At 64.5% G+C, this 11,659-nt stretch carries 10 protein-coding genes; 8 read left to right on the forward strand and 2 right to left on the reverse strand.

Annotated elements, in window-relative coordinates; genetic code table 11:
- From QZY06_RS04275 to QZY06_RS04305, 7 genes are all read left to right on the forward strand, one after another.
- Nucleotides 1-1,537, forward strand: a 1,537-nt coding sequence (locus QZY06_RS04275) for a VWA domain-containing protein (RefSeq protein WP_295680628.1), incomplete at its 5' end; no start/stop codon positions are given.
- A 44-nt stretch (nt 1,538-1,581) separates the two neighbouring features.
- Nucleotides 1,582-2,127, forward strand: a complete 546-nt coding sequence (locus tag QZY06_RS04280; protein ID WP_295680630.1) for an RNA polymerase sigma factor — start codon at nt 1,582-1,584, stop codon at nt 2,125-2,127.
- On the forward strand, nt 2,120-3,205 hold the full coding sequence (locus QZY06_RS04285) for a hypothetical protein (RefSeq protein WP_295680632.1): 1,086 nt from the start codon (nt 2,120-2,122) through the stop codon (nt 3,203-3,205). Before QZY06_RS04280 ends, QZY06_RS04285 begins: the two co-directional genes overlap by 8 nt.
- Before the next feature lie 248 nt (nt 3,206-3,453).
- Complete coding sequence (locus QZY06_RS04290) at nt 3,454-4,773, forward strand: TolC family outer membrane protein (RefSeq protein ID WP_295680636.1); 1,320 nt, start codon at nt 3,454-3,456, stop codon at nt 4,771-4,773.
- A gap of 48 nt (nt 4,774-4,821) precedes the next feature.
- Nucleotides 4,822-7,173, forward strand: a complete 2,352-nt coding sequence (locus QZY06_RS04295; protein WP_295680639.1) for an HlyD family efflux transporter periplasmic adaptor subunit — start codon at nt 4,822-4,824, stop codon at nt 7,171-7,173.
- On the forward strand, nt 7,173-8,720 hold the full coding sequence (locus tag QZY06_RS04300; protein WP_295680641.1) for a hypothetical protein: 1,548 nt from the start codon (nt 7,173-7,175) through the stop codon (nt 8,718-8,720). The genes QZY06_RS04295 and QZY06_RS04300 overlap by 1 nt, the downstream gene beginning before the upstream one ends.
- A 1-nt stretch (nt 8,721) precedes the next feature.
- Nucleotides 8,722-9,624, forward strand: coding sequence for a sulfotransferase (locus QZY06_RS04305; RefSeq protein WP_295680644.1), 903 nt, complete (start codon nt 8,722-8,724; stop codon nt 9,622-9,624).
- A 58-nt stretch (nt 9,625-9,682) separates the two neighbouring features.
- Here the strand turns inward: QZY06_RS04305 and QZY06_RS04310 are convergent, their stop codons facing one another.
- On the reverse strand, nt 9,683-10,021 hold the full coding sequence (locus QZY06_RS04310) for a high-potential iron-sulfur protein (RefSeq protein WP_022975545.1): 339 nt from the start codon (nt 10,019-10,021) through the stop codon (nt 9,683-9,685).
- Between the two features lie 138 nt (nt 10,022-10,159).
- The gene (locus tag QZY06_RS04315; protein ID WP_295680649.1) at nt 10,160-11,035 is read right to left on the reverse strand and encodes an alpha/beta hydrolase; all 876 of its coding nucleotides are present in this window, start codon (nt 11,033-11,035) and stop codon (nt 10,160-10,162) included.
- Between the two features lie 333 nt (nt 11,036-11,368).
- Between QZY06_RS04315 and QZY06_RS04320 the strand changes: the two genes are divergently transcribed.
- On the forward strand, nt 11,369-11,659 hold a 291-nt coding region (locus QZY06_RS04320), incomplete at its 3' end, for a hypothetical protein (RefSeq protein ID WP_295680652.1).

Consider the following 11,659-nt stretch of genomic DNA (forward strand, 5'->3'; position numbering starts at 1 on the left):
ATCTGCGCCGATGCAGACGCTGGTCGCACCCGGTGCGCCGCTGTACCAGCCACAGCCCGCCGAGGATCGCGAGCAATACGCCGCGCTGACCGCCAACCCGGTGTTCCGCGCAGTGGAGACTCCGGTGTCGACGTTCAGCGTCGATGTCGATACCGGTTCGTACTCGAACGTGCGCCGCCTGCTCAATGAAGGCCGCCTGCCGCCGGCTGATGCGGTGCGGGTCGAGGAGTTGATCAATTATTTCGACTACGCCTACGCCGGTCCGAAGGATCGTTCGACGCCGTTCACGCTGCACACCGAACTGGGGCCCACGCCCTGGAATTCGAACACCGAACTGCTGGCGATCGGCATCCAAGGATGGAAACCAGCGGCCAGCGAGACGCGGCCATCGAACCTGGTGTTCCTGGTCGACGTCTCCGGCTCGATGCACGACAAGGACAAGCTGCCGCTGGTCAAGTCCAGCCTGAAGCTGCTGGCCAACGAGCTGACGGCGCGCGATCGCATCAGCCTGGTCGTTTACGCCGGCCGTACCGAAGTGGTGCTGGAACCGACGCCGGGCGATCAGACCGCGAAGATCATCGCTGCGCTCGATCGCCTTGAAGCCGGCGGCTCGACCAATGGCGCCAGTGGCATCCAGCTCGCCTACCAGATGGCGAAGCAGGCTTACATGCCGGACGGCAACAACCGCGTGCTGCTGGCCACCGATGGCGATTTCAATGTCGGCATCAGCGATGTCCGGCAGCTGAAGCAGATGGTCGAGGAACAGCGGAAATCGGGCGTGGCGCTATCGACGCTCGGCTTCGGCACTGGCAACTACAACGATCAGTTGATGGAGCAGATCGCCGATGTTGGCAATGGTCACTACCAGTACATCGACAGCCTGACCGAAGCGCGCCGGGTGTTCGTCGACGAGCGCGCATCGGCACTGGAAACGATCGCTCGCGACGTCAAGATCCAGATCGAGTTCAACCCGGCGCTGGTCGCCGAGTACCGACTGATCGGCTACGAGAATCGCCTGCTCAAGCGCGAGGATTTCAACAACGATGCGATCGATGCCGGCGACATCGGCGCTGGTCATCGGGTGACGGCGCTGTACGAAATTGCCCGTGTCGGTAGCGGCGGCGAGAAGATCGACGGCCTTCGCTATGGCACCGAACAGCGCAAGCAGGTTACGAGCAAGACCGGCGAGCTCGCCTTCCTGCGCCTGCGCTACAAGCAGCCGGACGAGGGCATCAACGCCAGCAGTCGGCTGATCGAACGGGTGATTCGTCCGGAAGACGCGGTCACGGCGCTGAAGACCTCGCCGTCGTTCAAGCTCGCGGCGGCGGTTGCCGCGTACGGGCAGATCCTGCGTGGCGGCGAATATGTCGATCGCTACGAGTTGCGTGATGCCGCGGCGCTGGCCAGATCGGCGATCGCGGGGCAAGCCGATCAGGCCAGCGGCCGCAGTGCAGAATTCGTCGAACTGGTGAAGCTGGCTGCCAGCCTGAAATCGACCACTGCCGCCAATCGTCCGAACGGGGAGACGACTGACTGAATGTCCGCGAGCCGCTGGCCGCAACGCCGAGCGATGAACAGCTGATGCAGCGCTACCGCGACGGCGATGCCAGCGCGTTCGAGCCGCTGTATCGGCGTCATCGTGACGGTGTCTACCGCTATCTGCTGCGCGGCTGTTCGCGGCCCGAACTGGCCGGCGAGCTGTTTCAGGAAGTCTGGATCGGCGTGGTGCGGGCGCGGGCGGATTGGCAGCCACGCGCCCGCTTCGCAACCTGGCTGTATCGCATCGCCCATAACCGCCTGATCGACACCTGGCGCAGCGCGCCGCAGGGCCACGAACCATTGCCCGATGAGAGTGACGAAGATGGCGGCACCAGCATTCCGCCAGCGTTATGGGCGCCGCTGCAGGAGCGGCCCGAAGAACAACAACTGGCCGGCGAGCGCGGTGCGCGTCTGCGCAAGGCGCTGGCCACCTTGCCGCGGGAACAGCGCGATGCCTTCCTGCTGCACGAGGAAAGTGGCATGAGCCTGGACGAGATTGCCGATGCCAGCGGCGTCGGCCGCGAAACGATCAAAAGCAGACTGCGCTACGCGCTGGCCAAACTGCGGGAGGCGCTCGCCGATGTCTGAACCGAAGCCACCCGTCATGCCGGACGATGATCGCGAATTGGAAGATTTCCTGGCTGGGCGCAGCGAGCTGTCGCGGCTTTATCGCCAGGACGCAGCCGAGATCAAGGCGCCGGAAGCGCTCGATGCGGCAGTGCTGAGAGCTGCGCAATCGTCCGTGCCGGCTGCGAAAGCGAAACCGGCCCGACTGCGTCGCTGGCGTCTGCCGCTGAGCCTCGCGGCGTCGATGGTGATCGGCATCGCGGTGCTCCGCGAAGTACCGCGAGAGCCAGCCTTGCCGGTGGCCAGCGAGGCGATGGCCGTGACGGTGGAAACGCCGCCGCCGCCGGCCCCTGAGGCGGCGATGATGGCGCCTCCACACGCAGCAGCGGCGCCATTGCCCGAGCAGGCTGAAGCCAGGAAGAAATCCCTGCCGTCGGCGAAGCCTTCCCGCGTGATGCCCGATGCCGCAGTTGCCGGATCGCCGCCACCACCCGAAGCCCTCAAGCCAGAAGCCTCCCAGCAGGCTCTCCGCGCGCGCAGCGCTGCGAAGGCGGCCGCTCCGCTGATGGCTGAGTCAGAGGCGAAGGCTGACGATGTTGCTTGGCGGCCCGCCCGCTATCGCGGTCTGCAGCTCGGCAATGTGACGGTGGCGGAGTGGCAGCGCCGGATCGGCCATCCGGCTGTCACGTCTGCTCCATCGGGCAATGCCAGACTGGCGGCCGATGCGATGACCCCTGCGAAGCCAGTGGCAGAGCCGCAGCTCGTGTATGGCCCGGGCATCGATCCACGCGGCAGCCTGCGTGCTGAGCTGGACCCGCAGCGGCAACGGGTCGACACGGTGATTCTTGAGCTGACGCCAGCGTTAACGCTGCAGGATGTCGAGCAGGCGGAAGCCTTGTCCGGAACTGCGCGGCAGGAAAGCGAATCCGCTCTTCTGTCCGATCAGACCGCCTGCCGCGAGGCGCGTGCGCCGCGGCCGGATCAGGGCAGGGTGGCGTCGCGTGTCTACCCGGAGCGCGGCATCGAGCTGAGGCTGGACGGGGACGGTCGGGTGACCGAAATTCGTTATCTGGCGGTGCGGCCGGAGTCGGCTTGCTGAGTCGAAAAGCTGTACGGTCTTCTGGTCGATTTTTGAATTTTGCCGCTATCCGGCGCGATTCCTGCTTACTGGCCTCAGCTTTGAATGGAAAGGTTTTCGAAACATCGCAGCGTCGTCACGCATCGGGCCGCATCCATAGGTGATAATTCAAAAATATTGAAGCCCCGTTCAACGGGGTCGAGGACTGGGAGCTCATGAAGAATCTGTTGCGTCCGCTGCTGAGCGGATCAGTTTGGCTGTGCGCGGTAATGGCTTCAGCGCAAGCTGATGACTTGATGCTGGTCTACACCAAGGCGCTCGACGGCAATCCTGAATATCAGTCGGTGGTCGCCGGTTATCAGCAGGCGCTGGAAGCGAAGCCGCAGGCTCTGGCCAAGCTGCTGCCGCAGATCGGCGTCAACGGCGATGCTTCGGTGGTGAATCAATCGCTCAGCGGCCGCTTCTTCGTCGGGGCAACCCCGCAGCTTCCGAACGGTACCGACGTCAATCGCGAAGACTCGTTCAACAGCGTTGGCTATCAGGTCGGCCTGACTCAGGTGCTGTTCGACCGTGGTCTGTATCTGTCGCTGGATACCGCCGCACTCGAAGTGAGCCGCGCCGGCATCCTCACCTACGACGCCCAGGATCAGCTTCGCATCGGCGTCGTTGACGCCTATTTCGCCGCACTTGCCGCTGACGACGAACTGCGCTTCGCCACTTCGGAGAAGTCTGCGATCGAAGCAGTGCTGGCGCAGACCCGCGACAAGGCTGCCATCGGCCTGGTGGCCGATGCCGAGCTGAAGACGGCGCAGGCGCAGCTCGATCTGGCCGACGCCGGCCTGATCGCGGCACGCAACGCCGTGTCGGTGTCGCGTGCCCAGCTGTCGCTGCTGACCGGCGGCGACGTCGGCGTACTCAAGATCCTGGCCGAGACCTACGTGCCCGGCCCCCCGGAACCGAACCAGATCGGCGTCTGGATCGAGCGAGCCACCACCCAGAACCTGCAGGTCAAGGCTAGCCAGCTGGCCGTCGAACTGGCCAGGAAGAACGTCGACAAGGCCTACGGGCTGCGCTGGCCGAAGCTCAATGCGCTGGCGGCCTACACCTACGATTACGCGCAGGGGGGCATCTCCAACGGCATTGGTGCCGAAGGCAACCGGGCGACCGACGAGCGCGTCGGCATCCAGCTGCGGGTGCCGATCTACACCGGCGGCGCGGTCAACTCCGGGATTCGTGCCGCGCAGGCGGGGCTGACTCGCGCTCAGGCCGATGAAGCCGCCAAGCGCAACGATGCTTCGCGCAAGGTGCAGATCGCGTTTCTGAACTGCAGCGCCGGCATCGCCCGCGTGCAGGCGCTGAAGCGCGCCATCGAATCGACCCGGGCTTCGGAAGAAGCGACGCGGGTCGGTTACGAAGTCGGCACCAAGACCAATGGCGACCTGCTGCTGGCGCTGCGCAGCCGCTACAAGGCCGAGCGTGATTTCGCCTCCGCCCGTTACGACGCCATCACCAATACCTTGCGCCTGCGCGCGGCAGCCGGCAGCTTGAGTCATGCCGATCTGCTGGCCGTCAACAGCACGCTGCAGTAACGCCGCTTTGGTCCATCCGTATTCCGTTTCGCTTGCTCAGAGTTCCTGATGGAAAGCCCTCGTCATTCGTTTCGCAAATTCATTTTCGGCTCGGCTGCCAAGTCCGCCGATGGCCTTTACTACGCGCTGACCGGCGCCCGTCACGGCCGGCCGATCCGGCTGGAGCCGGCGGAGTTCGAACTGGCGCGCCTGATGGATGGCGCGCGCGATGCCGCCACGGTGCGCAAGGCTGCAGCTGAAACGTTGAGCGCCGAGCTCAGCGCTGACGAGCTGGAACGCTTCTGCAACGAACTGGCGATCGGCGACCTGCTTGCCGCCGGCAGCCAGGAGCCGCTGCCGGTGCCGGCACTGACCGACGGCGAAGCGGTGATCGCTGGCTGGTCGAGCGGGCCGAAGCCGACCGGCGTGGGCTCGGAAACGCCTGCGCCATCGACGGTGCCTGGCTCCTTGACTGGCCCCGGCCTGCCGGGTTCGCTGACCGGCCTCTGGGGCGCGTTCCGCGGCGTCGTCGCACCACCGCGCGTCCGTCTTCCGGCGGGCCCGCTGCTGCCGATCGGTGGCCTGCTGAATCTGCCGATGCTCGCGGGTGTCGTCGGCCTGCTGGTGCTGCTCGCGCTGGTCGCTGGCGCCATCGCCGTGATGTGGAACAAGCGCTTCGAGATGAGTGTCGATCTCGCGCGTCTGATCGAACCCTGGCCGCTGCTGCTGACCATCGTCGGCGGCGTGCTGCTGCTGAACCTGCTGTCGGAAATCGCCCGCGCAGCGGCGATCCGCAGCCAGACCCGTTCGATGCCGGCGTTCGGCATCGTGCTCGGCACTGCGCTGATCCCGCGCTTCCATACCGATACCAGCGGCGCGGCGGAAAGCGCACCGCGCGAGCAGCGTCTGCGCATCGTCGGTAGTCCGCTGGTCGCGCAGCTGATGTTGTTCGTGATGTTCGTCGGCCTGTGGCTGGTGTTCCATCACAACCATTCGATCCTGCCGTCGCTGCTGGTCGCGATGTCACTGCTGACCAGCGCGTTCTTCCTGCTGCAGCTCAATCCGCTGGTCAAGCGCGACGGCTACAACTGGCTGGTGCAGTGGTTCCAGGCCTCGGATCTGCGCGAGCAGGCGATGTACGCGGTGATGAACTACGAGCGGCCATGGAACGAGGCCAAGCGGCTGTCGCCATCGGTGATGCGCTGGTACTACTTTGCCTGTGCGGCCTTCACGTTCTGGATGCTGGTCTGGGTGGTGCTGTTCCCGGGCCGCTGGCTGTCCGGCGCGTTCGGCAGCGTCGGTGTCGTCATCGTCGTGCTGCTGATGGCCTGGTCGGTGTTCACCAGTGCGCGCCGGACCAAGATCACCCGCGGCTCGATCGGCGCCGGCAAGCTGAATCTGGCCGCGCCGAAGAAGCTGGATCTGGTGATCATCGCCGCGCTCGTGGTCTTCGCCCTGTTCCCGTACACCTACGAGCCGAGCGGCCAGTTCACCGTACTGCCCAGCGCCCGCGCCGACATTCGCGCACTTACCGCCGGCGATATCCGCGAGGTCTTCGTCAAGGAAGGCGACAGGGTCAAGGCCGGCCAGGTCATCGCTCGAATCACCGATGACGAGGAACGTACCGCGGTCGCGTCCAGCGAAGCGTCGCTGGCCCGCTTGCGCGCCAATCTATCGATCGCCAAGAAGGGTGCGAAGACCGAAGAAGTGGATCAGGCGCGCCAGGAAGTGGTGACGGCCGAGAAGCGCATCGAGTTCAGCGGCGCCGAGAGCGAGCGCTTGAAGAAAGCCTTCGCCAAGCGTGCGGTTTCCGATCAGGACTACCAGCGCGCGCGTTCGATCTCCGAACTCGACAAGCAGCGTTTGCTCGAAGCCCGCAAGCATCTGGCGGTGGTTTCCAGCCCGACCCGCCCCGAGCAGTCGCAGGCGATCGACGCCGAGATCGCTCGTGAGCAGGCCCTGCTCGAACTGCACCAGAAAGCGGTCGAGAACGCGCAGATCAAGGCGCCGATCGCGGGCCGCGTGGTGTCCCACCAGTTGCGCTTCGCGGTCGGTGATTTCTTGGAGCGCGGCGAACTGCTGGCGACGGTCGAGGATTCGTCCCAACTGCTGGTCGAGATTCGCCTTCCGGAAACCGAAGTGGGCACCATCAATATCGGCGCCAAGGCCTGGGCCAAGGCCTGGGCATTTCCGGACAACGGCTATCCCGGCGTGATCCGCGAGATCGCCCCGAGTGCCGAGAAGAACGATTACGGCAAGGTGGTGCGCGTAGTCATGGCCATCGATCATCCGGACGGCAAGCTGCTGCCGGAGATGACTGGCTACGCCAAGGTGGAGACTGAACGGGTGCCGCTGATCGTTGCCTTCACGCGGCCGGTGCTGCGCTTCTTCCCGGTCGAATTCTGGTCCTGGCTGCCGTAATGAACCTGCCGGCCAATGACGTTATCGGGGGTTTGAACCCCGCCGCTCGACGCCGCCCCACGGCGCCGGAAAACGGCCGGCTAGACGAAGCCGACTTTCGCCTGACCTGCGAAAGCGGCTTCGGCGATGGCTGGAATTCCTACGCCCACAGCATGGCCTGGTTCGAGGGCCGCCTGTACGTCGGCACCACTCGGGCGACGATGCCGGGCATGAAGCTGCTGCATCCGCCGCCGGATATCAGCCCCTGGCCGGTGGAGTCCCCGGACAACGTTTACGACATCGACCGGCGCGTGCAGATCTGGCGCTACACGCCAGAGATCGATCACTGGGAAATGATGTTCCGCGCGCCGGAAGTGCCGGGCCGCACGATCAAGCGTCTCGTGCCGCGCTACGTCGGCATGCGCGGCATGACCGTATTCCAGGGGCCGAGCGATGCCAAGCCTTGTCTATACGTGTCGACCTGGGCGCCGGTGCAGGCTGAGCCGCCGGACATCCTGCGCAGCGAGGACGGCGTCAACTTCACCATCGTCAAGCGTCCGCCTTGGGATACCTCGGTGCGCTCGTTCCGAACGCTTCAGGTGTTCAAGGGCCGCGTGCACACCACGCCGACCGGGTCCAACGTCGGCGGCAAGGCGCAGGAATGCGTCGGTTCCGAAGCGATCATCTACTGCAGCGATGACCTGCCGACCGGTATCTGGAAGGCCTCGAATCCCGAGAGCTTCGGCAATCCGCAGAACCTCACGGTGTTCGAGATGGGCGTGTTCAACGGCCATCTGTACGCCGGCACGGTCAACCCCTACACCGGCTTCGAGTTGTGGAAGACCAACGGCGACGGCGGCCCGCCGTACAAGTGGACGAAGGTGCTGCAGCACGGCGCCTGGCGCGGGCCGTACAACGAGCTCGTAGTCAGCTTGTGCGAGTTCAAGGGCGCGCTGATCGTCGGCACCGGCATCGTCAACGGTGGCTATCACCGGGCGTTCAAGATCGGACCAGGCGCTGCGGAAATTCTCCGGGTCTGGCCGGATGACAGCTGGGAGATCCTGGTCGGCCAGTCGCGGGTCACGCCGGATGGCGCCAAGGTGTCGCTGTCCGGCTACACGGCCGGCTTCGACAATCTGTTCAACGGCTACATCTGGCGCATGTGCACGCACGGCGAGTATCTCTATGCCGGCACTTTCTCGTGGGCGAACTCGCTGCCGTTCATGCCGTCGCAGAAATGGCCGGTCGACGTCGTCAAGATGATGAACACCTGGGGCATGGAGCACCTGACCCGCAACTACGGCGGCTTCGGCCTGTGGCGCACCCACGATGGCGTGCGCTGGGAATGCGTCACCCGCAGCGGCTTCGGCAACAAGTTCAACTGGGGCGTGCGCAATTTCGCCTCGACCGAGCATGGTCTGTTCGTCGGCACCGCCAATCCGTTCGGGCCGCGAGTGGCGGTGCAGGAAGGCGGCGAGTGGAAGTACATCGACAACAATCGCGGCGGCTGCGAAGTGTTTCTCGGCGTGCCTGCGGTGAAGCCGGCAACAGAAACGCCGGCTCGCTGAAATGATCGAAAGTCCGCTGTTGATCGTTGCGCCGCCCGGCGCGCATGCCTCGCGGCTGGCGGCGATGCTGGGTCAGCACAGCCAGTCCCAGGATCTGCCGGAACTGAGCTTGTTCATGGCCAAGACGGTCGGCGGGCTGGGCGAGATCAGCGCGCTGTCCGACGGCACGACCACGCATGGATTGCGTCGGGCAATCGCCGCCGTCCACTTCGGTTCGCAGCAGGACGCGGCGATCGCCGATGCCGAACGCTGGCTGGCCCGACGCAGCGATTGGCAGGGCTCGATGGTGCTCAGCGAGTTCGTGCAGCGTCTGGCGCCGAAGACCTTGGTCAGCGCCGATACCGCGCTCGGCTGGCGTCCGGATTTTCTCGATCGTCTGCTCGACGAGTTGCCGGATGTACGCCTGCTGCACCTGATCGAGCATCCCCGACGCTGGTGCCGCGAGACGGCGACCGCACTGGAGGGCCGCTTGTTCGTGGCCCCGGACTACAAGGATTACGCGGTCGCGCCGCCCGCAGTCGACCCGCAACTGGCCTGGCTGCGTGTACACAGCAACATCGCCGACGTGGGCCAATGGTTGCCGGACGCGCAGTACCGCTTGCTGAACGTGGAGGCGCTGCTGGCCCGCCCGGATGCGACGCTGGCCGAGCTTTGCCAATGGCTGGGTTGGTCTGCTGCGGAAAGCGAAATCAACGCCATGCAGCGGCCGGAATTCAGCGCCTTTGCCGGCCTCGGGCCGAGCAGCGCCTTGTATGGCGCCGACGAAAGCTTTCTTGCGGATCCCGGCTTCGTGCGCCGGTTGCGATCAACGGACAGCCTGCAAGGAGCGTTGGAATGGCGACCCGAAGTCGCCGGTTTTGCGCCGGAAGTGCTGAGCCTCGCGGAGCGTTACCGCTACCGTTGAACTGGCTGGAAATCCCTGCGAAATCCCGGGCCGCATTACGCGGCCCGGAATTCGTTGTTCAGGCTGGCTTGGCCGCAAAGGCCTGGCACCAACCCTTGGCCGAGACGGCCTTGCCGGCGAAGATGCCGCAAGGTCCACTGGCCGCGCCCGCGGCACCACTGAACAGCGCGCATTTCGCGCAGGCACTGCCTGGCTTGAACGCCGGTTGGGTTTTTGCATCCAGCTTGGATGAGTCGGCGACATAGCCGAGCGACTTGGCCGTTGGATCATCCGGCGACAGCGCCGGCAAATCAGCCGCGAAAGATTGCTGGCTGATCAGTAGCCCGGCCGGTGCGGCAGCAGCGGCAACAGCAAGCGACAGGAAACGACGACGGGACACCTGCTTCGTATCGAACATGGAATGCCTCCTGACAAAGGAAGCAGAAGATTATTCCTCTAAAAATTTCGATGACGAAATGAGATTGATTGTGATTATTCGCTCATTTGTGCGGTGTATCAGCAAAAAATGGGCCTGATTCCATGTTTTCTGCGCTGATCAGCCGCTGACGCCGGGCAGAGTTTCAGCCTCGATCGAGAGAAACGGCCGCAGCCAGTCCATGACTCTTGCGGCATTGCTGATCGGGAAGAAGTGGCCGCCTTCGGGAACGATGCGGAACTCGTCCGCCGGGCGCAGCGCCTGCAGCGCGCGGCAACTCGGCATGCTGCGCGACCAGTCGCCGTAGATCCACAGACAGGGCATCGGCAAAGCGGCAATCGCCGGACCATCGATGCCGGGCAGCACTACTTCCTGCATCGCTGTGGTCTGGTCGAGCAGCTCGACGAATTGCTTGGCGGTGCGTTGCGCGCCGCGGCCTTCGCCGAACGGCGTAAACACATCCTTGGCTTCCGAGCCGCCGCCGCTGGTCTTCCAGCGCGCCAGCACTTCAAGAAACAGCAGGCCGACCTGCGGCTCCTGCTCCCAGTCGTGGCCGGAGGTGCGCGATACCTCGATCTCGAACGGCGACAGATGGGGTGAGTCGCTGAGCCGCTGTGCTGGCTGCAGCGCATTGATCTTGGTATCGAGCACTACCAGCCGGTCGACCCGTTGCGGGTAAAGGCCGGCGAATTCCAGCGCCACGCCGCCGCCGTAGCTGTGACCGATCAGGGTGCAGGCCGCGATGCCGAGATGATCGAGCAGGCCGGCCAGGTCTTCGGCGACCAGGACGGCTTCGTAACCACTGGCCGGCATGCTGCTGTAGCCGTGGCCTCTGAGATCGAACAGCGTGATCCGGAAGTGCTTCGACAGCGGCAGTGCGTACTGCAGGAACCAGAACGCGCGGCTGGCGGCGAGTCCGTGGACGAACACCAGGTCAGGACCTTCACCCATCTGCTGGTAGGCGATGGTTACGTCGTTCAGCTTTACGTCAGGCATGTGGATCGAAGTCTGGACACCGCGACCCGGGCTGGCTCGCGACGACGGTCAATGGAATGGGCGGCTGGCAAGCGCTGTTGATCGATTCGAAAACCTGCATTAGGGCTTCATGCGCTCTTGTTGCCGTCAGCCTGCGCAGTGTATTACTGGGAGGTAGCAGTTTTGTGCGTTTTTCGTGCCGGATTCCTGGTTTTATGGCTTGGATCATGCGGTGCGAAGGCCAACTGAAAGGATCGCAATACAACAAGGCAGTGACGCTCGTCGGCAATCGCGAGCGAAGCACCTGAACCAATATCAAATCTAGTGGGTATCAATTGAATCGGAGGGAGTTCGATGAAAACGTCTCTGGTAACGATGGCGTGGGTCTGCGGCATGGCGGCAGCGCCAGCCGCAATGGCTGGTGAGGCAGCAATCCAGAAAACCGATGTGGGGGGTGCGACCGAGTCGCTGCGGGTGATGCGTGATGCACAAACCGGCGCGCTGCGGATGCCGACGGCAGCCGAGCTCAAGGCGATGGAAGCCAGCTCGGTGAAGAAGGGTGCACCGAAGCCGGTGCAGGTACAGGTGGCTCCGAATGGCATGAAATCGGTTCGTCTTCCTGCTGAGTATCTGATCAGCATCGAA

The sequence above is a fragment of the uncultured Nevskia sp. genome, assembly GCF_903885465.1.
Taxonomy (GTDB): Bacteria; Pseudomonadota; Gammaproteobacteria; order Nevskiales; family Nevskiaceae; genus Nevskia.

What these genes read in the sequence shown, in the direction of transcription:
- QZY06_RS04280 (WP_295680630.1), top strand. Translation starts at nt 1,582, where the DNA reads ATGCAGCGCTACCGCGACGGCGATGCCAGCGCGTTCGAGCCGCTGTAT.
- QZY06_RS04285 (WP_295680632.1), top strand. Translation starts at nt 2,120, where the DNA reads ATGTCTGAACCGAAGCCACCCGTCATGCCGGACGATGATCGCGAATTG.
- QZY06_RS04290 (WP_295680636.1), top strand. Translation starts at nt 3,454, where the DNA reads ATGGCTTCAGCGCAAGCTGATGACTTGATGCTGGTCTACACCAAGGCG.
- QZY06_RS04295 (WP_295680639.1), top strand. Translation starts at nt 4,822, where the DNA reads ATGGAAAGCCCTCGTCATTCGTTTCGCAAATTCATTTTCGGCTCGGCT.
- QZY06_RS04300 (WP_295680641.1), top strand. Translation starts at nt 7,173, where the DNA reads ATGAACCTGCCGGCCAATGACGTTATCGGGGGTTTGAACCCCGCCGCT.
- QZY06_RS04305 (WP_295680644.1), top strand. Translation starts at nt 8,722, where the DNA reads ATGATCGAAAGTCCGCTGTTGATCGTTGCGCCGCCCGGCGCGCATGCC.
- QZY06_RS04310 (WP_022975545.1), bottom strand. Translation starts at nt 10,021, where the DNA reads ATGTTCGATACGAAGCAGGTGTCCCGTCGTCGTTTCCTGTCGCTTGCT.
- QZY06_RS04315 (WP_295680649.1), bottom strand. Translation starts at nt 11,035, where the DNA reads ATGCCTGACGTAAAGCTGAACGACGTAACCATCGCCTACCAGCAGATG.